Here is a 21,347-nt window from a genome sequence, read left to right as displayed (position 1 = left end):
TATGGGCGATACCGATCGGAAACTGTTTGTACTGGATACCAATATCCTACTCCACGAACCTCTCGCCATTTACTCTTTCAAAGAGCACGACGTGGTCATCCCAATGACCGTTCTTGAAGAACTCGACCGAATCAAAGACAGCAAACGTGATGTGGCGCGCGATGCACGCGTAGCGATTCGGGCTTTGGAACACTTATTCCACGATGCCACTCCCGAAGAAATCACCGAAGGGATCCCGCTTTCTAAGCAAGAGGGCGCAACAGGAACCATCTCGATCCTCGCCGACTATGAAGTACATGAAACCGTGAAAGCCTTTACCGATAAAGAAGGCGATAACCGGATCCTCAATGCTGTGCTTTATCTGCAAACTCAACGTGCGCCACGTGCCGTCGTGCTGGTGACTAAAGACATCAACATGCGTTTGCGCGCCAAAGGTGCGGGCGTGTTGTATGTGGAAGACTACCGCACCGACCAACTGATTGATGATATTCAATATCTGACCAAGGGCTTTCAAACTCGTCCCGGCAGTTTTTGGGACAGCGTGGAAGATGTCGCGAGCTACACGCTCGGTGGCAAAACCTTCCATAAGCTGGATCGTGCGCCGTTCGATCCGACCTTCCTCAACCAATATGTCATTGATGAAGACAGCGACTTTGCCGCGCGGGTCGAAACCATCGATGGCGATACATTGACGTTGCGCGATCTGAGCCGTGAACGCATGATGCATCGCAAAGCATGGGGCATCACCCCAAAAAATATTTATCAAGGGATGGCGCTAGACGCATTGCTCGATCCGGATATCGATCTGGTGATCCTGACCGGTGCTGCCGGCAGTGGTAAAACCTTACTGGCGATGGCGGCAGCGCTGGAGCAAACCGTCGAGCGCAAAATGTTCGATAAAATCATCGTCACTCGCAACACCCCTGATATCGGCGAATCGATTGGTTTCCTGCCCGGCACGGAAGAGGAAAAGATGATGCCGTGGCTCGCTTCCGTCACCGATACCTTAGAAGCGCTGCATAAAAATGATCACTGTACCGATGGCTCGCTCAAATACATCTGCGATAAAGCCAACATTCAGTTTAAATCGATCAACTTTATGCGCGGTCGTTCAATCCAAAACGCCTTCGTGCTGCTCGATGAGTGTCAAAACCTCACCGCCTCGCAGATCAAAACCATCATCACCCGCTGTGGTGAAGGCACCAAGATTGTCTGCTCAGGTAACTTAGCGCAGATTGATTCCCACTATTTAACCCCTGTCACCTCAGGCCTTACCTACATGGTTGAGCGCTTCAAAAACTTTGAAGGCAGCGCCAACATCCACCTCAATGGCGTAGTACGCAGCCGTTTGGCTGAATTCGCCGAAGAGAATTTATAATCACTTTTGGCGAGATGTTATGTGCATCTCGCCTCACAAAATCTATCTTCCCTTGCCTTTTCTTTATTTAATTAAAAATATTTATTCACTTTTATAGCATTTTCATGCTTTACTAGCCGCAACTGGAATCGCCAAACGAGGATAGGGAAATGGCTTTCAATTTACGTAACCGCAACTTTTTAAAACTGCTCGACTTCACCCCAAAAGAGATCCACTTCCTACTGGATCTGTCTGCCGAGCTAAAACGCGCCAAATACGCAGGCACCGAGCAGAAAACCCTGCAAGGCAAAAACATTGCGTTGATCTTTGAAAAGTCATCGACCCGTACTCGCTGTGCCTTTGAAGTGGCGGCGTTTGATCAAGGTGCACAAGTTTCCTACATCGGCCCTTCTGGCTCGCAAATTGGCCATAAAGAGTCGATGAAAGATACCGCGCGTGTTCTAGGCCGTATGTACGATGGCATTCAATATCGCGGCTTCGGCCAAGAGATTGTTGAAGTGCTCGGACAATACGCGGGTGTGCCAGTGTGGAATGGCTTAACGGATGAGTTTCACCCCACGCAGATCTTGGCCGATCTTCTGACTATGCAAGAGCACGGACGCGGTAAACAGCTGCATGAAATGAAGTTTGCTTACCTTGGCGATGCACGCAACAACATGGGCAATTCCCTGATGGTAGGCGCAGCCAAAATGGGCATGGATATTCGCTTAGTCGCGCCCAAAGCGTACTGGCCAAATGATGCCTTAGTGGCAACCTGCCAAGAGATTGCCAAGCAAACCGGTGCCAAAATAACTTTGACCGAAGAGGTTCAAGAAGGCGTAAAAGGCTGTGATTTCCTTTACACCGATGTATGGGTTTCGATGGGTGAAGCCGCCGACGCGTGGGATGAGCGGGTGGCGTTAATGAAGCCGTATCAAGTCAACATGGATGTGATCAAAGCAACAGGCAATCCACAGGTCAAATTCATGCACTGCTTACCGGCATTCCATGATGACCAAACCAAAGTGGGCCAAGAGATTGCGGCCAAATACGGCATGCAAGGATTAGAGGTCACCGAAGAGGTGTTTGAATCAGAATATTCGATTGTATTTGATGAAGCGGAGAACCGACTACACACCATCAAGGCGGTGATGGTCGCCACTTTAGGCCAATAACGTGCCAGCGATTTAATATCCCTGCACTCTGTGATGTAATCGCTTGCGCTCACAGCCTTTCGGCGTATAATGCCGACCGTTTGTCTGAGGGGTAGCCAATGAAATTTGCACAGCGTGCAGCTCAAAGCAGTGTCCATCGTAGTAAGCAAATTGGCTTACTGGCCTCACTGTTTTTCCCCTCATCGATTTGTTAAAGCCTCCCTTATGGGGGGCTTTTTTATGGCTGTTAGAAAATATAGGGAAGACGATCATGGCGAATTCGCTTTACCAAAAGCACATCATCTCCATTGCTGAACTCTCACGCGCTGAGTTGGAGTTGATTGTGAAAACCGCAGGCCAACTGAAGGCACAACCGAATCCAGAGCTGATCAAGCACAAGGTCGTGGCCAGCTGTTTCTTTGAACCTTCCACCCGTACTCGCCTCTCATTCGAGACAGCAATCCAACGTATCGGTGGCAGCGTGATTGGCTTTGATAACGGCGGCAACACGTCACTGGCGAAGAAAGGCGAAACCCTAGCCGATTCAGTACGCGTCATCTCCTCTTATGTTGATGCTTTTGTGATGCGTCATCCGCAAGAAGGTGCCGCGCGTTTAGCGTCTGAATTTTCTAACGGCGTCCCAGTGATTAACGCCGGTGATGGTTCAAACCAACACCCATCGCAAACCCTGCTCGATCTCTACTCTATTTTCGAAACCCAAGGCCGCCTCGACAACCTCGATGTTGCATTTGTTGGTGATTTAAAATATGGCCGCACCGTGCATTCGCTGGCACAAGCACTGGCTAAATTTGATAACAACCGCTTCTACTTTGTGGCACCGGAAGCTCTAGCGATGCCAGACTACATCTGTGAAGAGCTGGATGAAGCTGGTGTCAAATACCAAGTGTTCAGCGATATGGAAAGCGTGATCCCAGAGCTGGATATTCTGTACATGACGCGTGTACAGAAAGAACGTTTTGATGAGTCGGAATACGCACATATCAAATCGGCCTATATCTTGACGGCCGCTCACCTGAGCGATGCGCGCAGCAATCTGAAAGTGCTGCACCCACTGCCACGGGTGGATGAAATCACCACCGATGTCGATAAAACCCCACACGCTTACTATTTCGAGCAAGTTGAGAACGGAGTTTATGCCCGTGAAGCCTTGCTGGCTCTAGTTTTGAACGAATCGCTGTAAGGAGAGCAATCATGAGCAAAGAGACGAAATTACAAGTTGAAGCGATCAAAAACGGCACGGTCATTGACCATATTCCCGCCAAAGTGGGGATTAAAGTGCTGAAGCTGTTTGATATGCACAACTCCGCACAGCGTGTCACCATCGGCCTCAATCTGCCTTCTTCTGCCCTCGGCAGCAAAGATCTACTCAAGATTGAAAATGTGTTCATCAGTGAAGCGCAAGCCAACAAACTCGCGCTGTACGCGCCACACGCGACTGTAAACCAAATTGAAAACTACGAAGTGGTGAAGAAGTTGGCGCTGCAACTGCCAGAGCGCATCAACAATGTGTTTGCTTGCCCAAACAGCAACTGCATTTCACACAACGAGCCTGTGGAAAGTAGCTTCAAAATTACCGAGAAGAACAACGACATCCGCCTGAAATGCAAATACTGTGAAAAAGTGTTTGCGCGCGATGTGGTCACGGAAATCGAAGCTTAACCGCTGTCAGCAGAATAGGGATAAATGAGCGCACGACGCTTTACCTACCAAAGCTTTACAGGCAAACTGAACAGCGATTTTGGAACCACTAACGGATAAAAAAGATGACAAAAGTTCTGCATACTGACGCGGCCCCAGCTGCCATTGGCCCATACATTCAAGGTGTTGATCTTGGCAACATGGTACTGACGTCTGGTCAAATCCCAGTAAACCCTGCCACAGGTGAAATTCCTGCGGACATCGCTGCGCAAGCTCGCCAATCTCTGGATAACGTGAAAGCCGTGGTTGAAGCCTCTGGCCTAACCGTCGGTGACATTGTAAAAATGACCGTATTCGTGAAAGATCTCAACGACTTCGGCACGGTAAACCAAGTGTACGGCGCATTCTTTGATGAGCATAAAGTGGCGCACTACCCAGCGCGTTCTTGTGTTGAAGTGGCACGTCTGCCAAAAGATGTGGGCATCGAAATCGAAGCGATCGCAGTACGCAAGTAATCCATTTTATTGGATCTCAAATACCAAAAGGGTTGCCAGTGGCAACCCTTTCTTTTTATTCGTTTTGATCAAAACTGCGGCTAGGCTTTACGATTCAGCTCAGCCACTTCGGCATCCAACTCTGCCAGTTTCGCTTTCATTTGCTCATGGCAAAGCTGTGACAGCTCGCGGATATTCTCTTTGCTGTAGCCTTCGGTGCTGATGGGAGGCAACACTTCGACAATCACATGGCCGTTATTCCAACGGTTGAATTTAAGCTTATCGGTCGAGCTGCACACGATAGGAATAATCGGCACACCCGCGCCAATCGCCGCATGGAAAGCACCTGCTTTAAATGGCAGCAAACCGCGGCCACGCGAGCGCGTCCCTTCCGGAAACATCCACACCGAGACATCGCTCTGCTTCATCGAATCAACCACTTGATCAATGGTGCCTTTGGCTTTAGCTTTGTTGGCGCGATCAATCAGGATATTGCCCGTCAACCAATAGAGCTGACCAAACAGTGGCATCCACGCGAGACTTTTCTTACCGACGGTGACCACTTTTGGCGTTACCGCCTTGGAAACGGTAAACAGATCCCAGTTATTCTGGTGGTTAGCAATATAAATGTGCTGACCACGCTGATCGACATCGACCGGAGCGCGGTATTCAAGCTTAATGCCGAACACTTTCGACATCGCCGCAAACTGCTTACCAAAGGTATAAACGTGTTTAGGGTTGCGAGGGCTAAATAAACAGTAACCACAACCAAACACAAACATATAGACAGCGAACACTGCCACTGCCAAGATTCGCAATAACGCAATCATGCAACTTCTCCGAAAGCACTGGAAGAAAAAGGCCGAAACCCTTGGATTTCGGCCCATTCATGAATGAGGAGTTTAACGCTAGTCGCGGAAACGCTCAATATTGGCACCAAGCGCTGAGAGTTTGTCCTCAATTCGCTCGTAACCACGATCAATATGATAGATACGATCGACAATGGTTTCGCCTTTGGCGATACAACCGGCAATGACCAGGCTTGCAGAAGCACGTAGATCGGTCGCCATCACTTGCGCGCCACTTAAACGATCGACATCACCACAAATCACGGTATTGCCTTCGATTTCCGCTTTGGCACCCATGCGTTTTAACTCAGGTACATGCATAAAGCGGTTTTCGAAGATGGTTTCGGTGATCACGCCACCGCCTTTTGCCATCATGTTCAGCAGTGTGAACTGCGCTTGCATGTCGGTTGGGAAACCAGGGTGCGGAGCAGTACGTACATTGACAGCTTTTAACTCGCGCCCTGTCATGTCCAAGCTGATCCAATCTTCACCACACTCAATCTCAGCACCCGCTTCTTCAAGCTTAGCCAAAACCGCTTCGAGCAAATGGGCATGGGTGTTACGACAGGCAATTTTGCCACGCGATACGGCAGCGGCGACCAAGAAGGTGCCGGTTTCGATACGATCGGGAACCACAGCATGCTTACCACCACCAAGACGTTCTACGCCCTCAATGGTAATGCTGTCCGTGCCGGCACCAGAGATTTTCGCGCCCAATTTATTGAGGAACATAGCAGTATCCACAATCTCAGGTTCACGCGCCGCGTTATCCAGTACGGTAGTGCCTTCTGCGAGTGTTGCGGCACACATGATGGTGATCGTGGCACCCACGCTCACTTTATCCATCACAATATGCGCACCTTGCAAACGACCATCAACGTGGGCTTTTACATAGCCATCTTCCAAGGTAATGGTTGCGCCAAGCTGCTCCAGACCGTGGATATGCAGATCCACAGGGCGCGCACCAATTGCACAGCCACCAGGCAGAGAGACTTGGCCTTGACCAAAACGCGCCACCAATGGACCTAATGCCCAAATCGAGGCACGCATGGTTTTTACCAAATCATAAGGTGCGCAATATTGGTTGATTGGACCAGAATCCACATGAACGGAACCATTACGCTCAACTTTCGCGCCTAAACGCTCAAGCAGTTCCATAGTGGTATCGATGTCACGCAGGTGGGGGACATTGGCCACTTCAACTGGCTCTTCTGCCAAAATTGAAGCAAATAAAATCGGTAGGGCAGCATTCTTTGCGCCTGAAATGGTCACTTCGCCTTGGAGTGGCTGCGTGGACCCAATAACTCGAAACTTTTCCATAAAAACCTTAAAGGGACATCAACTTCTTATTGCGTGCCCACTCTTGTGGGGTAAACGTCTTCATTGTGACCGCGTGAATATCATTACGTTGGATGTAACCCATTAAAGGGGCATAAATCATCTGCTGTTTCTTCACGCGGCTCATATCGGCAAAACAAGCATCGACAGCGATCACTTCGTAGTGGCTGCCCTCTCCTTTGACATGAATTTCTTCAAGATTAAGGGCTTGTTGTAAAATTTGTTGGACTTGTGCGCTATCCACAATTCACCTCTGCTGGTTTGGCTATGTGTTGAGACATCAGATGTTCAATATTGCTCAACTGAAACAGTGTGCGCAGTTGTTCTGGCACGAAGCTGAGCATTATATGACAGTTTCTCACTTTTGCATGCTCTATTAAGTGAATTAACAGCACCATTCCGGCCGAGTCAATTCTGACAACTTGTTGCAAAGAAAGCTCGATTTGCTTCACTTGCGGCTGCCAATTTTTGAGAAAGATCCACAATTTAGGCACAGTTTCTCGATCCAACTCGCCAATTAAACTGAACTTTCGTTCATTCTCAACTAACCATTGTGGATGAGTCATTACTTTTTGCTCTCAAAACGAATCGGTTGTTTAGACAGCTGTTCTAACTCTTGGGCTACCGCTAAAATGCCATCCTGACGAATCTTTCCATTCCATTCTGATTGCTTACTGGAAAGCAGGCTCACCCCTTCAGCAATCATATCGAATGCTTTCCACTCACCGGATTTTTCTTGGCGAAGCTTAAACTCAAGTTTGATGTTTGGACGCGGCGCATCAACGATTTCCACTTTGACGCTGGTGATTCGACGATCATCTTCCAGAGGCATTTCAGGGCCAAACTCGATGGTTTGATTCGTATACTGCGTTAATACCTGTGCATAGTTGGTAACCAAGTAATCACGAAACGCTTTAACAAACTCGGCCACATCTTCACGTTTCGCACCCTTGAGATTCGGACCAAGCAACTTCAGGGCGGCGTATTGATCATTCACATAAGGCATCAATTCTTCTTCCACAATGACCTTGAGGTACTGCGGATCTTGATGCACTTTATCTTGCTCATTTTTTAGACGATCGAACGACTTTTCAGCCACCGCTTTCATCATTTGATAAGGATTACTGGTATCAATGGTGGCCGCTGTTGCCAACCAAGGCATTAACATTACACTCACTAGGAGTAGAGCCTTCTTCCACATCTCTTATTCCTTTTTCTCTTTGTCTGATCCACCACCCACGCTATACAGCACTTGGCCGATCAAATCTTCCAGCACCAATGCTGATTTGGTATCTTCAATGCGATCACCATCTTTAAGCATGGCTTCATCTTCAAACACAAACCCCGGCACTAGGCTCAAATATTGTTCACCAATCAAGCCTGACGTTAAGATCTGTAAGCTTGAGTTTTCAGAAAACTGGTTATATTGGCTATCGATTGCCAACGTTACGGTAGGCAGTAGGCTCTTTTTATTCAGTGCAATCGACTCCACTCGACCAACCACGACACCACCAACTTTGACTGGCGAACGCACTTTCAGGCTACCAATGTTGTCAAACTCCGCTGTCAGGCGATAAGTATCGCTAGCACCCAGACCTTTCACGTCAGCGACCTGAAAAATCATCACCAAAATCGCGCAAATTCCTGCGAGCACGAAGCTGCCAACCCAAAATTCAATTTTTCGTGTTTGTTGCATGATCAGTTCCCAAACATCAATGCGGTTAGAACAAAATCTAGCCCAAGTACGGCCAGTGATGAGTGCACTACGGTGCGGGTGGTGGCTCGGCTGATCCCTTCTGAAGTCGGGATCGCGTCATAACCGTTAAACAGAGCAATCCAAGTTACGGTAAACGCAAACACCACACATTTGATGGTGCTATTACCGATATCTTGACCTAATTCGACCGAGGCTTGCATGGCTGACCAAAAACTACCGTGATCAATGCCTTTCCAATCCACCCCCACCAATTGACCACCCCAAATACCGACCGCCATGAAAATCATCGCCAGCAGCGGCATGGAGATCACCCCCGACCAGAAGCGTGGCGCAATGACGCGTTTCAGAGGATCGACCGCCATCATTTCAAGGCTAGAAAGTTGCTCGGTGGCTTTCATCAAACCAATTTCAGCGGTTAAGGCGGATCCAGCGCGCCCGGCAAACAGCAGCGCCGTGACTACTGGGCCTAATTCACGCAGCAATGATAAAGCCACCATTTGACCTAGGCTGGTTTCGGCACCGTAATCGACCAGAATCACATAACCTTGCAAGCTGAGCACCATGCCAATAAAAAGACCCGAGACGATGATGATAGCCAAAGACTGTACGCCAATGCTGTACAGTTGACGGACTAAAAGAGGGAAATGACGTACCGGTTGCGGACGCCCAACCAGTGCACCGAACAACATTAAACTCGCACGGCCAAAAGTTTCACTGACCGCCAGCGTGCGTTGCCCGACTGAGCTGACCCATCGCATCACATCATTTAGCACTAAACAGCTCCTGTTCTATCGGCTGAGCAGGAAAACGAAATGGCACAGGTCCATCTGCATCGCCGCATAAAAATTGTTGTACGCGCGGATCGGAATTATCGCGCAGCGCTTGTGGTGTACCCTGAGCGATCACCTTACCATCTGCCAACAGATAAACCCAATCTGCAATGCTCATTACTTCAGGCACATCGTGTGATACCACTACAGACGTCACCCCCAAGGCTTGGTTGAGATTACGGATAAGCTCCACTAACACGCCCATGGTGATGGGATCTTGCCCCACAAACGGCTCATCAAACATAATCAATTCAGGGTCGAGCGCAATAGCACGCGCCAGAGCGGCTCGGCGCGCCATACCGCCTGACAGTTCACTCGGCATTAAATACGCGGCACCACGTAAACCCACTGCCTCTAATTTAAGAAGTACCAAGGTTTTGATCATGGATTCATCGAGTTCGGTATGTTCACGCAGCGGATAGGCCACATTGTCAAACACATTAAGATCAGTAAACAGTGCGCCTGATTGGAACAGCATGCTCATTTTTTTGCGCGCGCGGTATAGTTTGCGGCGACTGAGTGTAGGAATGTTGTCGCCATCGAACCAAATCTCACCCTGCTCAGGCAACAACTGTCCACCGATTAAGCGTAAGAGCGTGGTTTTACCTATCCCTGAAGGCCCCATAATCGCGGTCACTTTACCTTTGGGGACATGCAGATCGATATCATCAAAAATGACCCGTTGCGAGCGCGAAAAGCGTAAATTTTTGATGGTGACTAAGTCAGATTGAGACATAGGGAGCACTTCACTGTTAGGTCGACATCCTGAAAGAATGCGCATGATAATGCACAATATGGTGCAATTAAAAGCATGCTTCAATGTGCCTCTCAGTTATTGACCAAGATTTGTCAAAGCGAGGCGAGGCCTTCCATAACGCCAAATCGACATACAAACCTTCAGTGAGCATAGCCGATACCCGTCGAGAGGCAACCTTGATTTGTCGTGGTTTTAAGCCTTTATACTGCGGTTTATCTCCTATTGTTTCTGTTGCACAAACTGACGTAATTAGCAGCGAATTGACGCGGCATAGCGACAATTAATTGGAACTTCGACTTCCCTTTTAATGATCAACAAGTCAAAATTGGCGGTCAATTCTCTGCCTAAAATGCTGATGACGCATACAGAGTGGGCTAATTCATCACTTGATGATTCCGCCCCCTCACTGATAGCGCACTCGATATTGCTTCTAAGCATTAGGCATTCGTATTCATTTAATGTTTGGGAATCAACATGCTTATTGAAGCGGTGGTCTTTCTGTTTATCGGTCTCGCAATCCTAGTTTGGGGCGCGGACAAATTGGTGTTCGGATCTGCGGCATTAGCTCGCAATATTGGCATCTCTCCTTTAGTGATCGGTATGACTATCCTCGCGATGGGCTCCTCAGCACCAGAAATGATGGTTTCCGCTACAGCCGCTTTAGAAGGCAAAACCGATACCGCAGTCGGTAACGTGCTGGGCTCAAACATTGCCAATATCGCGTTGATTCTAGGTATTACCGCCATAATCAAACCCCTCTCAGTTGGCTCTGCAGTACTACGTCGTGAACTCCCGATGATGATTGGGGTAACGTTGATTGCCGGCGCGATTTTGTGGGATAACCACCTTGGCTTTTATGAAGGCATTTTACTGATTACGCTGTTTGCCGCCTTTATCCTCGTGATGCTGCAAGTTAGCCGTAAAGAAAAACACAATGGTGATGCTCTACTGAATGAACAAGAGTCTGAAGTTCCGGAGGGAGTCAGCAACCCGAAAGCGGCATTCTGGGTGGTCGTCGGTTTGATCCTGCTCCCGATTGGGGCTGGTATGTTGGTCGATAACGCCGTAGTGATCGCCAAGCATTTTGGCATGAGCGATCTGGTGATTGGTTTAACCATTATTGCTGTGGGAACGAGCTTACCTGAGCTTGCCGCCTCTTTAGCGGGCGCTCTAAAAGGGGAAGATGATATGGCAGTCGGTAACATCATCGGCTCGAACGTCTTCAATATTTTAGCGGTGATGGGCTTGCCTGGTTTGCTCAACCCGTCACTACTGAGCCCTGAAGCTATGGGACGTGACTTTTGGGTTATGCTTGGCGTTTCACTGTTGTTGGTTGCGGTCGCTTTAGGCAAAAAGCGACAAATTACCCGAGCCGAAGGCGTACTCTTGCTGTGTGCATTCGTCGCTTACATTACTTACTTGATGATGAATATCTAAGTGCATTAGAAGGGAATACCGAGCATGTCTAATACCTTTAATTACCAAGATGTCGCCAAGCAAGTTTTGCGTACTGAAATCCAAGCATTGCAGCAGTTAGAACAGTACATTAACGCTGACTTCGCTAGCGCGTGTACCATGATTTTGGCCAATCAAACCGGCAAAGTGGTGGTGATGGGGATGGGGAAATCTGGTCATATTGGTAAGAAAATTGCAGCGACGTTAGCCAGCACGGGGACTTCAGCATTCTTCGTTCATCCTGGAGAAGCCTCGCACGGCGATTTGGGGATGATTGAGCGTGGCGATATCGTGCTTGCCATCTCCAACTCTGGTGAATCATCAGAAATTCTCGCCCTACTTCCCGTGCTAAAACGCTTGAATATTCGCGTGATCAGCATGACGGGTAACCCCAATTCCAACATGGCAAAACTGGCGGACATCCACCTACAAATCACTGTACCACGTGAGGCTTGTCCACTAGAGCTCGCCCCAACGTCAAGCACAACAGCAACCCTAGTGATGGGAGATGCATTGGCGGTTGCACTGATGCAGGCTCGCGGTTTCACTGCAGAAGATTTTGCTTTGTCTCACCCAGGTGGTGCACTTGGGCGTAAACTCCTCCTCAAGCTGAATGACATTATGCACAGTGGTAAAGCGTTGCCTAAAGTTGCGCCCCAAGCACTAATCCGCGATGCTTTACTGGAAATCAGCCAAAAAGGACTCGGCATGACCGCCGTGGTTGATGAAGACGACACCCTACTCGGCATTTTTACCGATGGGGATTTACGCCGTATTCTCGACAAACGTATCGACATTCACACCACCGCGATTGCTGACGTGATGACTCGTCAACCGACCGTGGCACAGCCTAATTTACTGGCGGTAGAAGGGTTGAATTTGATGCAGGCCAAACGCATTAATGGCCTGATGCTTGTTGAAAATAATAAATTGGTTGGCGCACTGAATATGCACGACCTACTCAAAGCCGGAGTGATGTAATTAATGAGTTCAACCATCTCAACCTTATACGGAGAAGTGGAACCTTCACTGCTGGAGATTGCCAAACAGATCAAACTACTGATTTGTGATGTTGACGGTGTATTTTCTGACGGCCTAATTTACATGGGTAACCAAGGTGAAGAACTGAAAACCTTCCACACTCGTGATGGTTATGGCGTGAAAGCCTTAATGAATGCCGGCATTGAAATCGCGATCATTACTGGTCGCCGTTCACAGATTGTTGAAAATCGCATGAAAGCGCTAGGCATTTCACTGATCTATCAAGGACAGGATGATAAAGTACAGGCTTATTATGACATTTGTCAAAAGCTCGCCATTGCTCCTGAACAGACTGGCTACATTGGTGATGATCTCATCGATTGGCCAGTGATGGAAAAAGTCGCGCTGCGTGTTTGTGTGGCTGATGGACACCCACTGCTAGCAAAACGTGCTAACTACGTCACTCACATCAGAGGTGGCCATGGCGCGGTACGGGAAGTGTGCGATTTAATCTTACAGGCGCGTGACGAATTGGATGTACATAAAGGCCTGAGCCTATGAGCGTACCGCGCATTGTTTATGTCCTGCTGTTGTTTGTCTGTTCTTGGTCACTCTATTACCTGCTAGAGCAAGAGCAAAACAGCACGATTCAGGTGGCTCCTAATTTGGAGCTGCCGATGTTCAGTGGCGAAAATTTAGAAAATATTTCATACAACGAACAAGGCATCCGTAGCTATGTGATCACCTCTATCCATTTAGATCACTACGCCAAAAGCGGCAATACCTTGTTCAAAGCACCGATACTCAAAGTGTATCGGGAAGGCACATTACAAGAGTGGGAAATTACCGCACGCCGAGGCATTTTGAGTAAAGATCAGGTGCTAACTCTGTACGATGATGTCCTCGCGAAGAATCTACTTCCCGACTCCGGTTTTGATACTCTTTCGACCAGCGAAATGAGTATCCAGTTGAAAAGCCGTGATTTTTGGGCAGATAAACCGGTCGAACTACGCGGCCCACAATTTGAAACACAGGGTCAAGCGATGAAAGGCAACTTTGCTGATCACTCGGCTGAACTTTATAACCAAGTACAAGGTAGATATGAAACGCTCACACCTTAGTCTTATTGCTTGTTTGCTTGCCTCGACTCAGGCTTATGCACTCTCTACCGACAGAGAACAACCAGTTTACATTGACTCCGACAGTCAACAACTGGATATGAAAAGTAACCGCGTGACCTTTATCGGGGATGTGAAACTCAAGCAAGGCAGCATCAACATCAATGCCGACAAGCTGATCGTGATCCGTAATGCAACGAACGGCAAGATTGAAGAAATTGAAGGCTACGGCGACGTTGCCACCTTCTCTCAGCTCACCGACGAAGGCAAAACCCTGTATGGAGAAGCGAACGAGCTGTACTACAAGGTTCGTGATGACGAATTGGTGATGATTAAGAAAGCCATGTTGTCACAAGATGATAGTGAAATTCGTGGCAGCAAAATCCGCTACAAAATCAGCTCACAAAAGCTGATTGCCGATAGTGAAGGCAAAGGGCGTGTTTCAACCGTTCTTCAACCACAAGCAGTACAACAAGAGTAACCATGGCCATTCTAAAAGCACAGCACTTAGCCAAGAGCTACAAAAAACGCAAAGTGGTTTCAGACGTCAGCTTACAAGTTGAGTCAGGACAGATTGTTGGCCTGCTTGGCCCAAACGGAGCAGGCAAAACCACTTCGTTTTACATGATCGTAGGTCTGGTCGCGCGTGACGAAGGCACTATCACTATTGATGACAACGACATCAGTATTTTACCGATGCACAGCCGTTCACGGATGGGGATTGGCTACCTACCCCAAGAAGCCTCGATCTTCCGCAAGCTCTCGGTCGAAGACAACATCATGGCCGTACTGCAAACTCGTGAAGAGCTGACCCATGAAGAGCGTCAAGACAAACTCGAAGATCTGCTCGAAGAGTTCCATATTCAGCATATCCGTAAAAGTGCCGGGATGGCGCTCTCGGGTGGTGAACGTCGCCGAGTCGAGATCGCGCGAGCCTTGGCCGCCAACCCACAATTTATTTTGCTCGATGAACCTTTTGCCGGCGTTGACCCGATTTCAGTTATCGACATTAAAAAAATCATCGAACATCTGCGCGATCGCGGTCTAGGTGTCCTAATCACCGACCACAACGTGCGTGAAACGCTCGATGTGTGTGAAAAAGCGTATATTGTCAGCCAAGGACGTTTGATTGCGGAAGGCACCCCACAAGATGTTCTTAATAATGAACAGGTGAAGCAGGTTTATCTCGGCGAACAATTCCGTCTATGATTAAAACAGAGTAGAGTTCAAACAATACTAACAATAACAAGGCATCCATTACTGCATGAAACCGTCATTACAGCTCAAGCTAGGTCAACAGTTAGCCATGACTCCGCAGCTCCAGCAGGCAATCCGCTTGTTGCAGCTTTCGACGCTGGATCTGCAGCAAGAAATTCAGGAAGCATTGGAATCCAATCCCTTGTTAGAAGTGGAAGATAACCAAGACGATGCACCATCACTCGATAGCGTGCGATTGACGGAAGAAAGCCCACGCGAACCCGAAGAACTCTACGAACCTGAACCACAAGACAGCTCGGACTTGATTGAAAAATCCGAAATCAGTGCCGAACTGGAAATGGATACCACTTGGGACGAAGTATATAGCGCCAATACTGGCAGCACAGGACTGGCGCTCGATGATGATGCGCCCATCTACCAAGGCGAAACCACCCAAACTCTGCAAGATTACCTGTTCTGGCAACTTGATTTAACCCCCTTTAGCGATGTGGATCGCACTATTGCTATCGCCCTCATCGATGCCATCGATGACTACGGTTATTTGACGGTCTCACTGGAAGAGATCCAAGAAAGCCTACGCAGTGATGATATTGAGCTAGATGAAATCGAAGCGGTGCGTAAACGCATACAACAGTTTGATCCCTTTGGTGTCGCCTCACTGAATCTGCAAGATTGTTTACTGCTGCAGCTCACCACGTATCCCATTGAGACCCCATGGTTGGAAGAGGCGCGACTGCTACTCTCACAATACATTGATGATTTAGGTAATCGCGATTACAAAACCATTCTGAAAGAGACTAAGCTCAAAGAAGAGGACTTACGCGAGATCCTACAGCTCATTCAGCAACTCGATCCTCGCCCTGGCAGTCGAATCGCTGAAGATCACGCTGAATACGTCATACCTGATGTGTCAGTGTATAAAGAACAAGGTCGATGGTTGGTCACCATCAACCCAGACAGTGTGCCTAAACTGAAGATCAATCAGCAGTATGCCGACCTGATGCGCGGCAATAATGCGGAGAGCAACTACATCCGCACCAATTTGCAAGAAGCAAAATGGCTGATCAAAAGTTTAGAAAGTAGAAACGAGACACTGCTCAAAGTTGCCAAGTGCATAGTTGAACACCAGCACGATTTCTTCGAGTATGGAGAAGAAGCGATGAAGCCAATGGTGCTCAACGATGTCGCGATGGCCGTGGAAATGCATGAATCCACCATTTCGCGTGTCACCACGCAGAAATACATGCATACCCCACGCGGCATTTTTGAGTTGAAGTACTTTTTCTCCAGTCACGTCAGTACTGACAATGGCGGAGAGTGCTCGTCCACTGCGATCAGAGCGCTGATCAAAAAACTGGTGGCGGCGGAAAACCCAGCCAAGCCACTGAGTGACAGCAAGATCGCAACCCTACTGGCTGACCAAGGTATCCAAGTGGCGCGACGAACCATTGCTAAATATCGCGAGTCACTCGGCATTGCTCCATCAAGTCAGCGTAAACGCCTGCTATAGGCCTAAACTAGAAAAGGAAAGTCTATGCAAATCAACATTCAAGGCCACCACATTGATCTTACCGATTCAATGCAAGACTATGTTCACTCCAAATTTGACAAACTTGAGCGTTTTTTCGACCAAATTAATCACGTTCAAGTCATTTTACGTGTTGAAAAACTGCGCCAGATCGCCGAAGCTACGCTCCACGTAAACCAAGCTGAAATTCACGCCCACGCGGACGATGAAAACATGTATGCCGCCATCGATAGTTTGGTGGATAAATTGGTTCGACAATTGAATAAGCATAAAGAAAAGCTAAGTAGTCATTAATCATGCAATTGAGCGAAGTACTTTCATTGGACTGCACCAAAAGTGCAGTCCAATGTTCTAGTAAGAAACGAGCACTAGAAATCATCAGCGAAATCGCTGCCCTTCATACTGGCCAGAATGCCACCGAATTGTTCGAGTGCATGTTAAGCCGCGAAAAAATGGGCAGTACCGGTATTGGTAACGGGATAGCCATCCCACACGCACGCATGTCCGACAGCGAAAACGCCGTCGCCGTGCTATTGCAGTGTGAAGAGCCGATTGAATTTGATTCGATTGATAATCGTCCGGTCGATCTCCTGTTTGCTCTCTTGGTTCCTGAAGATCAGTGCAAAGAGCATTTGAAAACCCTCGCTTGTATGGCAGAACGCCTCAACGATAAGCAGATCCTCAAGCAGCTTCGCAATGCAGAAAGCGATCAAGAGCTGTTTAACATCATGGTAAACCAATAGCAGGCAAACAGTATGCGTTTGATCGTGGTCAGCGGACAATCAGGAGCCGGTAAGAGCGTCGCTCTTCGGGTACTGGAAGACCTAGGTTACTATTGCGTTGATAACCTACCCGTCAGTCTGCTGCCCGCTTTTATTCAATCGGTACAGGGCAGCCAGCAGAACGTGGCCGTCAGCATCGATATACGTAACTTGCCCAAAGAGCCGGGCTTGGTACAGGATGTGCTCGAACAGCTCAAGCAAAACAATGATGTCAGCATGCTGTTTCTTGATGCCAGCAAAGAAACCCTGCTCAAACGCTACAGTGAAACACGGCGTATTCATCCTCTTTCTCTGAGTCAAAGCAAGCCTTCGCTTGCACAAGCGATAGAGTTAGAAAAGCAACTACTGCGCCCACTCAAAGAACAAGCCGATCTACTCCTTGATAGCAGTAATCAGTCGCTACATGACCTGAGCGAAACGGTGCGTATGCGCATTGAAGGCCGTGAGCGCAAGGACCTCGTCATGGTGTTTCAATCGTTTGGCTTTAAGTACGGTTTACCGAGCGATGCCGACTACGTGTTCGATGTGCGCTTTTTGCCAAACCCGCACTGGGAGCCAGATCTACGCCCACTGACGGGACTGGATGCACCGATCAAATCCTTCTTGGAAGGCCATAGCGAAGTGATGGAGCTGAAACAGCAGATCCAAAAATTCTTTGAATACTGGCTGCCTATGCTTGAGAAAAACAATCGCAGCTACCTGACCATTGCCATTGGTTGCACCGGTGGTAAACATCGCTCGGTCTATCTCACTCAACAGATCGGCGAATACTTTGCCCAACTTGGTCATCAGGTACAAATCCGCCATACTTCATTGGAAAAGCAGCAATCCTAGGAGTTCATCATGCCACAATTGAGCCAAACCGTTCTCATCCAAAACCGCCTTGGTCTGCATGCTCGCGCAGCCGTCAAATTGGTACAATTGGCTCAGTCGTTTGATGCCGTTCTAACCGTGCAGAGCCAAGATGGCCGAGAAGCGACGGCCGACAGTGTGATGGGGTTACTGATGCTGGAATCAGCACAAGGGCAAAACGTGGTGATCTCTGCCGAAGGTTCGCAAGCTGAGCAAGCACTACAGGCCGTTTGTCAGCTTATCGAACAAAAATTTGATGAAGATGAGTAAGGTTATCGGCTTTCTCTGACCGACAACTTATTGCTCTTCAGAACGCACTTGCCAAAACCAAGCAAATAACCGTAAAGAAATCTTTCTTCCTCACTAAGATCTTATTAAATAAGCAGGTAAATTAAGTTACCATGCTGACCATTATTCCAATTCAAACCTAGGGGGAAGCCATGGCCGAGCAAATCGAATTTGACCAAGCTCACCTCACCCTCCAAGAAATCACTGAAGCCTTAGATAATGGCCGCTTTGTTCATGTCCGTCGCCAACTGCAGGACATGGAGCCAGAAGATATTGCTCATCTGCTGGAAGCCTCACCCCGTAAAGCGCGTGAGGTGTTGTGGCAACTGACTGACCCGGAAGATTACGGTGAAATCCTTGACGAGCTGAATGAAGACGTTAAGGACGCGCTGGTGTCGAAAATGGCACCGGAGAAGCTCGCCGAAGCGACCGAAGGTATGGACATCGATGATGTCGCCTACGTATTGCGTAGCTTGCCGGATGATGTGTCACGCGAAGTTCTGTCCCAAATGGACGCCGCGGATCGCATGCGGGTCGAAACCGCGCTTTCCTATCCGGAAGATACCGCCGGCGGTCTGATGAACACCGACGTGATCACCATCCGTGCCGATGTGGACGTCGATGTGGTACTGCGTTATCTGCGTATGAAGGGCGAACTGCCCGAAGCCACCGATGCGCTGTATGTGATTGATGATGAAAGCAAACTGATTGGTCATCTTTCCCTCGTCACTTTGCTCACCACCCAACCGGATGTACCGGTCAGTGAAGTGATGGACGATGCAGACGAAGCGATCAAAGTCGATATGAAAGACTCCGACATCGCCAATCTGTTCGAACGGCGTAACTGGGTTTCTGCCCCAGTGGTGGATGAAAACCAACACCTGGTTGGCCGTATTACCATCGATGACGTGGTCGATATTATCCGTGAAGACGCCGAACACTCGATGATGAGTATGGCGGGTATGGATGATGATGAAGATACCTTCGCCCCTGTCGTCAAATCGGCGCGCAAACGCAGTATTTGGCTCGGTGCCAACGTGCTAGCCGCTCTTGCTGCGGCTTCGGTTTCGAACATGTTTGAAGCCACTCTCGAACAAATGGCGGCGGTTGCTGTGCTGATGACCATAGTTCCATCCATGGGCGGCGTAGCCGGTAACCAAACCGTGGCTCTGGTGATTCGGGGGCTGGCACTCGGTCACATCGGTGACAGTAACAAGCGCGAATTGCTGATGAAAGAAGCGGCAATCGGCCTACTGAATGGCATTACCTGGGCATTGATCATCGGAGCCATCGTCGTAGTGTGGAAAGGAGAATGGATGCTTGGCGGGATCATTTCCGCGGCGATGATGACCAACCTTATCGTGGCTGGCATTGCTGGAGTAAGCATTCCTATTTTGCTGAAAAAAATGAATATCGACCCAGCTCTCGCTGGCGGGATGGCGCTCACCACCGTCACCGATGTGATTGGTTTATCCGTCTTTCTCGGTCTAGCCACTTTGCTGCTCGCCAGTTAGTTTCCGATTTCCCAAATTGATTCGACAAAAAAGCCGACTTTCTGTCGGCTTTTTCATTCAATGACTCAGAGCTTACTCGCCCGCCACTTTCATTGATTCAATCAAAATAGAACCAGTTTGGATCTGTGAGCGCGTTTCAACATCGCTACCCACCGCGACAATCTGCTGCAACATCTGCTTGAGGTTACCCGCAATGGTGATTTCAGAAACGGGGTATTTGATTTCACCGTTTTCCACCCAGAAACCGGCAGCGCCACGTGAGTAATCACCCGTCACCACATTCACACCTTGTCCCATCACTTCGGTCACCAGCAAGCCGGTACCCAGCTCTTTGAGCATCTGTTGGTAGTTTTGACCCGTCGATTTCACATACCAGTTATGAATGCCACCCGCATGACCAGTTGGTGTCATGTTCATTTTGCGCGCGGCGTAGCTGGTCAGTAAGTAAGTTGCCAACACACCATCAGTGATGATTTCCAGATCTTGGGTACGAACCCCTTCACTATCAAATGGGCTGGAAGCCAAACCACGCATCACATGCGGACGCTCACTGATATTGAACCACGTCGGCAGAATGGTTTTGCCAAGATGATCGAGTAAGAAACTCGATTTACGATATAAATTGCCACCGCTGATCGCCATCACCAGATGACCGATTAAGCCAGTCGCCACATCTGCCGCAAACATCACCGGAAACTGACCCGTTTTCAGTTTTTGCGGATCCAGACGGCTCACCGTATTTTCCGCCGCTTGCAAACCCACGCTTTCTGGCGTCCATAAATCGTCACGGTGACGCGCCACGGTGTAGCTGTAATCACGCTCCATTTCACCGTTGCGGCCTTCACCAATCACACTACAGCTAATGCTGTGGCGACTGGAGGCATAGCTAGCCAATAAACCATGGCTGTTGCCGTAAACACGAATGCCGAAATGGCTATCATAACTACCGCCATCGCTTTGTTTAATTTTCTTGCTGTAGCCTAAGGCCGCACGTTCTGCCGCAATGGCAATTTGCGCCGCCACATCAGGATTCGGCTCATCAGGATGGAAGAGGTCAAGATCAGGAATATCCTGCACCATCAATTCTTTCGGCGCAGGGCCAGCATAAGGATCTTCAGAGGTGTACTGGGCAATATCCAGCGCCGCCAACACAGTTTGTTGGATCGCTTTTTCACTTAAGTCCGACGTTGAAGCGCTGCCTTTACGTTGGCCACGATAGACGGTAATCCCAAGTGCACCATCGCTGTTGAATTCAACATTCTCTACTTCACACATGCGGGTCGAAACACTTAATCCCGTGCTCTTGGTGATGGCCACTTCAGCCGCATCAGAACTCGCCGCTGCCATCTCTAATGCTTTGGCAACCGCAGTTTCCAGTTCTTGACGCTGCAGCGCAACTCGCTCTTTTACATCCATATTTCATTCAACCATTGGTTATTGATGTTATTAGGATAACA

At 48.7% G+C, this 21,347-nt stretch carries 26 protein-coding genes; 17 read left to right on the top strand and 9 right to left on the bottom strand.

Going from position 1 to position 21,347, the window contains the following annotated elements; all coding sequences use genetic code 11:
• Position 1: 1 nt before the first annotated feature.
• The 5 genes from EPB59_RS01000 to EPB59_RS00980 all read left to right on the top strand — a co-directional run bounded on the left by EPB59_RS01000 (position 2) and on the right by EPB59_RS00980 (position 4,685).
• Entirely contained in the window at positions 2-1,378 is a 1,377-nt protein-coding gene (locus tag EPB59_RS01000) for a PhoH family protein (protein WP_000502897.1), read from the top strand.
• A gap of 149 nt (positions 1,379-1,527) precedes the next feature.
• The gene (gene argF, locus EPB59_RS00995) at positions 1,528-2,532 is read left to right on the top strand and encodes an ornithine carbamoyltransferase (protein WP_000885252.1); all 1,005 of its coding nucleotides are present in this window, start codon (positions 1,528-1,530) and stop codon (positions 2,530-2,532) included.
• A gap of 250 nt (positions 2,533-2,782) precedes the next feature.
• Entirely contained in the window at positions 2,783-3,712 is a 930-nt protein-coding gene (gene pyrB / locus EPB59_RS00990; RefSeq protein WP_000013853.1) for an aspartate carbamoyltransferase, read from the top strand.
• An 11-nt stretch (positions 3,713-3,723) separates the two neighbouring features.
• Positions 3,724-4,191 carry an aspartate carbamoyltransferase regulatory subunit gene (pyrI, locus tag EPB59_RS00985; RefSeq protein ID WP_069731257.1) on the top strand — a complete coding sequence of 156 codons (468 nt, stop codon included), beginning with the start codon at positions 3,724-3,726 and terminating at the stop codon, positions 4,189-4,191.
• 104 nt (positions 4,192-4,295) lie between these two features.
• On the top strand, positions 4,296-4,685 hold the full coding sequence (locus EPB59_RS00980; protein WP_000170058.1) for a RidA family protein: 390 nt from the start codon (positions 4,296-4,298) through the stop codon (positions 4,683-4,685).
• Between the two features lie 80 nt (positions 4,686-4,765).
• On the opposite strand, the gene EPB59_RS00975 is transcribed toward EPB59_RS00980, so the two are convergent.
• The 8 genes from EPB59_RS00975 to mlaF form a co-directional block, all read right to left on the bottom strand.
• Positions 4,766-5,494 carry a 1-acylglycerol-3-phosphate O-acyltransferase gene (locus EPB59_RS00975; protein ID WP_195707026.1) on the bottom strand — a complete coding sequence of 243 codons (729 nt, stop codon included), beginning with the start codon at positions 5,492-5,494 and terminating at the stop codon, positions 4,766-4,768.
• A 78-nt stretch (positions 5,495-5,572) separates the two neighbouring features.
• Positions 5,573-6,832 carry a UDP-N-acetylglucosamine 1-carboxyvinyltransferase gene (gene murA, locus EPB59_RS00970; protein ID WP_154171350.1) on the bottom strand — a complete coding sequence of 420 codons (1,260 nt, stop codon included), beginning with the start codon at positions 6,830-6,832 and terminating at the stop codon, positions 5,573-5,575.
• Between the two features lie 7 nt (positions 6,833-6,839).
• Positions 6,840-7,094, bottom strand: a complete 255-nt coding sequence (gene ibaG / locus EPB59_RS00965; RefSeq protein WP_000376481.1) for a BolA family iron metabolism protein IbaG — start codon at positions 7,092-7,094, stop codon at positions 6,840-6,842.
• Positions 7,087-7,416: an STAS domain-containing protein gene (locus EPB59_RS00960; protein ID WP_154171349.1), complete on the bottom strand. Its 330-nt coding sequence runs from the start codon at positions 7,414-7,416 to the stop codon at positions 7,087-7,089. Before EPB59_RS00960 ends, ibaG begins: the two co-directional genes overlap by 8 nt.
• Positions 7,416-8,051 carry a phospholipid-binding protein MlaC gene (gene mlaC / locus EPB59_RS00955; protein ID WP_055027393.1) on the bottom strand — a complete coding sequence of 212 codons (636 nt, stop codon included), beginning with the start codon at positions 8,049-8,051 and terminating at the stop codon, positions 7,416-7,418. The genes EPB59_RS00960 and mlaC overlap by 1 nt, the downstream gene beginning before the upstream one ends.
• A gap of 3 nt (positions 8,052-8,054) precedes the next feature.
• Positions 8,055-8,546: an outer membrane lipid asymmetry maintenance protein MlaD gene (mlaD, locus tag EPB59_RS00950; protein ID WP_055029253.1), complete on the bottom strand. Its 492-nt coding sequence runs from the start codon at positions 8,544-8,546 to the stop codon at positions 8,055-8,057.
• 2 nt (positions 8,547-8,548) lie between these two features.
• Entirely contained in the window at positions 8,549-9,325 is a 777-nt protein-coding gene (gene mlaE / locus EPB59_RS00945; protein ID WP_154173162.1) for a lipid asymmetry maintenance ABC transporter permease subunit MlaE, read from the bottom strand.
• A 4-nt stretch (positions 9,326-9,329) separates the two neighbouring features.
• A complete protein-coding gene (gene mlaF, locus EPB59_RS00940) occupies positions 9,330-10,133 on the bottom strand; it encodes a phospholipid ABC transporter ATP-binding protein MlaF (RefSeq protein ID WP_055029252.1) in 804 nt (267 codons plus the stop codon).
• Between the two features lie 495 nt (positions 10,134-10,628).
• On the opposite strand from mlaF, the gene EPB59_RS00935 reads away from it, so the two are divergent.
• The 12 genes from EPB59_RS00935 to mgtE all read left to right on the top strand — a co-directional run bounded on the left by EPB59_RS00935 (position 10,629) and on the right by mgtE (position 19,890).
• Entirely contained in the window at positions 10,629-11,591 is a 963-nt protein-coding gene (locus tag EPB59_RS00935; RefSeq protein WP_154171348.1) for a calcium/sodium antiporter, read from the top strand.
• A gap of 24 nt (positions 11,592-11,615) precedes the next feature.
• The gene (kdsD, locus tag EPB59_RS00930; RefSeq protein ID WP_055029251.1) at positions 11,616-12,590 is read left to right on the top strand and encodes an arabinose-5-phosphate isomerase KdsD; all 975 of its coding nucleotides are present in this window, start codon (positions 11,616-11,618) and stop codon (positions 12,588-12,590) included.
• A 3-nt stretch (positions 12,591-12,593) separates the two neighbouring features.
• The gene (kdsC, locus tag EPB59_RS00925) at positions 12,594-13,151 is read left to right on the top strand and encodes a 3-deoxy-manno-octulosonate-8-phosphatase KdsC (protein ID WP_154171347.1); all 558 of its coding nucleotides are present in this window, start codon (positions 12,594-12,596) and stop codon (positions 13,149-13,151) included.
• Positions 13,148-13,711 (top strand): LPS export ABC transporter periplasmic protein LptC, encoded by a 564-nt coding sequence (lptC, locus tag EPB59_RS00920; RefSeq protein ID WP_055029250.1) that lies wholly within the window; start codon positions 13,148-13,150, stop codon positions 13,709-13,711. Before kdsC ends, lptC begins: the two co-directional genes overlap by 4 nt.
• Positions 13,692-14,189 carry a lipopolysaccharide transport periplasmic protein LptA gene (gene lptA, locus EPB59_RS00915; protein WP_055029249.1) on the top strand — a complete coding sequence of 166 codons (498 nt, stop codon included), beginning with the start codon at positions 13,692-13,694 and terminating at the stop codon, positions 14,187-14,189. The genes lptC and lptA overlap by 20 nt, the downstream gene beginning before the upstream one ends.
• A gap of 2 nt (positions 14,190-14,191) precedes the next feature.
• The gene (gene lptB / locus EPB59_RS00910; RefSeq protein WP_000996178.1) at positions 14,192-14,917 is read left to right on the top strand and encodes an LPS export ABC transporter ATP-binding protein; all 726 of its coding nucleotides are present in this window, start codon (positions 14,192-14,194) and stop codon (positions 14,915-14,917) included.
• A 55-nt stretch (positions 14,918-14,972) separates the two neighbouring features.
• Positions 14,973-16,436, top strand: coding sequence for an RNA polymerase factor sigma-54 (locus tag EPB59_RS00905; protein WP_154171346.1), 1,464 nt, complete (start codon positions 14,973-14,975; stop codon positions 16,434-16,436).
• Positions 16,437-16,460: 24 nt separating this feature from the next.
• Positions 16,461-16,748: a ribosome hibernation promoting factor gene (hpf, locus tag EPB59_RS00900; protein WP_055051222.1), complete on the top strand. Its 288-nt coding sequence runs from the start codon at positions 16,461-16,463 to the stop codon at positions 16,746-16,748.
• Between the two features lie 2 nt (positions 16,749-16,750).
• A complete protein-coding gene (ptsN, locus tag EPB59_RS00895; RefSeq protein ID WP_154171345.1) occupies positions 16,751-17,197 on the top strand; it encodes a PTS IIA-like nitrogen regulatory protein PtsN in 447 nt (148 codons plus the stop codon).
• Positions 17,198-17,209: 12 nt separating this feature from the next.
• Complete coding sequence (rapZ, locus tag EPB59_RS00890) at positions 17,210-18,070, top strand: RNase adapter RapZ (protein WP_055051224.1); 861 nt, start codon at positions 17,210-17,212, stop codon at positions 18,068-18,070.
• Positions 18,071-18,079: 9 nt separating this feature from the next.
• Complete coding sequence (locus EPB59_RS00885) at positions 18,080-18,358, top strand: HPr family phosphocarrier protein (protein ID WP_001135899.1); 279 nt, start codon at positions 18,080-18,082, stop codon at positions 18,356-18,358.
• Positions 18,359-18,528: 170 nt separating this feature from the next.
• The gene (gene mgtE / locus EPB59_RS00880) at positions 18,529-19,890 is read left to right on the top strand and encodes a magnesium transporter (protein WP_000840452.1); all 1,362 of its coding nucleotides are present in this window, start codon (positions 18,529-18,531) and stop codon (positions 19,888-19,890) included.
• Positions 19,891-19,962: 72 nt separating this feature from the next.
• Here the strand turns inward: mgtE and pmbA are convergent, their stop codons facing one another.
• Complete coding sequence (pmbA, locus tag EPB59_RS00875; protein WP_154171344.1) at positions 19,963-21,306, bottom strand: metalloprotease PmbA; 1,344 nt, start codon at positions 21,304-21,306, stop codon at positions 19,963-19,965.
• Between the last annotated feature and the right edge of the window lie 41 nt (positions 21,307-21,347).

Origin of the sequence: Vibrio metoecus (assembly GCF_009665255.1) — a bacterium.
In the GTDB taxonomy this organism is placed as follows: Bacteria; Pseudomonadota; Gammaproteobacteria; order Enterobacterales; family Vibrionaceae; genus Vibrio; species Vibrio metoecus_B.
The sequence above is the reverse complement of the archived record's forward strand: the minus strand, read 5'-3'. Positions and strand labels throughout refer to the sequence as shown.

Bases quoted from the DNA above. Each gene is read 5' to 3' on its own strand.
- EPB59_RS01000 (WP_000502897.1), top strand. From the start codon at position 2: ATGGGCGATACCGATCGGAAACTGTTTGTACTGGATACCAATATCCTA.
- argF (WP_000885252.1), top strand. From the start codon at position 1,528: ATGGCTTTCAATTTACGTAACCGCAACTTTTTAAAACTGCTCGACTTC.
- pyrB (WP_000013853.1), top strand. From the start codon at position 2,783: ATGGCGAATTCGCTTTACCAAAAGCACATCATCTCCATTGCTGAACTC.
- pyrI (WP_069731257.1), top strand. From the start codon at position 3,724: ATGAGCAAAGAGACGAAATTACAAGTTGAAGCGATCAAAAACGGCACG.
- EPB59_RS00980 (WP_000170058.1), top strand. From the start codon at position 4,296: ATGACAAAAGTTCTGCATACTGACGCGGCCCCAGCTGCCATTGGCCCA.
- EPB59_RS00975 (WP_195707026.1), bottom strand. From the start codon at position 5,494: ATGATTGCGTTATTGCGAATCTTGGCAGTGGCAGTGTTCGCTGTCTAT.
- murA (WP_154171350.1), bottom strand. From the start codon at position 6,832: ATGGAAAAGTTTCGAGTTATTGGGTCCACGCAGCCACTCCAAGGCGAA.
- EPB59_RS00960 (WP_154171349.1), bottom strand. From the start codon at position 7,416: ATGACTCATCCACAATGGTTAGTTGAGAATGAACGAAAGTTCAGTTTA.
- mlaC (WP_055027393.1), bottom strand. From the start codon at position 8,051: ATGTGGAAGAAGGCTCTACTCCTAGTGAGTGTAATGTTAATGCCTTGG.
- mlaD (WP_055029253.1), bottom strand. From the start codon at position 8,546: ATGCAACAAACACGAAAAATTGAATTTTGGGTTGGCAGCTTCGTGCTC.
- mlaE (WP_154173162.1), bottom strand. From the start codon at position 9,325: ATGCGATGGGTCAGCTCAGTCGGGCAACGCACGCTGGCGGTCAGTGAA.
- mlaF (WP_055029252.1), bottom strand. From the start codon at position 10,133: ATGTCTCAATCTGACTTAGTCACCATCAAAAATTTACGCTTTTCGCGC.
- EPB59_RS00935 (WP_154171348.1), top strand. From the start codon at position 10,629: ATGCTTATTGAAGCGGTGGTCTTTCTGTTTATCGGTCTCGCAATCCTA.
- kdsD (WP_055029251.1), top strand. From the start codon at position 11,616: ATGTCTAATACCTTTAATTACCAAGATGTCGCCAAGCAAGTTTTGCGT.
- kdsC (WP_154171347.1), top strand. From the start codon at position 12,594: ATGAGTTCAACCATCTCAACCTTATACGGAGAAGTGGAACCTTCACTG.
- lptC (WP_055029250.1), top strand. From the start codon at position 13,148: ATGAGCGTACCGCGCATTGTTTATGTCCTGCTGTTGTTTGTCTGTTCT.
- lptA (WP_055029249.1), top strand. From the start codon at position 13,692: ATGAAACGCTCACACCTTAGTCTTATTGCTTGTTTGCTTGCCTCGACT.
- lptB (WP_000996178.1), top strand. From the start codon at position 14,192: ATGGCCATTCTAAAAGCACAGCACTTAGCCAAGAGCTACAAAAAACGC.
- EPB59_RS00905 (WP_154171346.1), top strand. From the start codon at position 14,973: ATGAAACCGTCATTACAGCTCAAGCTAGGTCAACAGTTAGCCATGACT.
- hpf (WP_055051222.1), top strand. From the start codon at position 16,461: ATGCAAATCAACATTCAAGGCCACCACATTGATCTTACCGATTCAATG.
- ptsN (WP_154171345.1), top strand. From the start codon at position 16,751: ATGCAATTGAGCGAAGTACTTTCATTGGACTGCACCAAAAGTGCAGTC.
- rapZ (WP_055051224.1), top strand. From the start codon at position 17,210: ATGCGTTTGATCGTGGTCAGCGGACAATCAGGAGCCGGTAAGAGCGTC.
- EPB59_RS00885 (WP_001135899.1), top strand. From the start codon at position 18,080: ATGCCACAATTGAGCCAAACCGTTCTCATCCAAAACCGCCTTGGTCTG.
- mgtE (WP_000840452.1), top strand. From the start codon at position 18,529: ATGGCCGAGCAAATCGAATTTGACCAAGCTCACCTCACCCTCCAAGAA.
- pmbA (WP_154171344.1), bottom strand. From the start codon at position 21,306: ATGGATGTAAAAGAGCGAGTTGCGCTGCAGCGTCAAGAACTGGAAACT.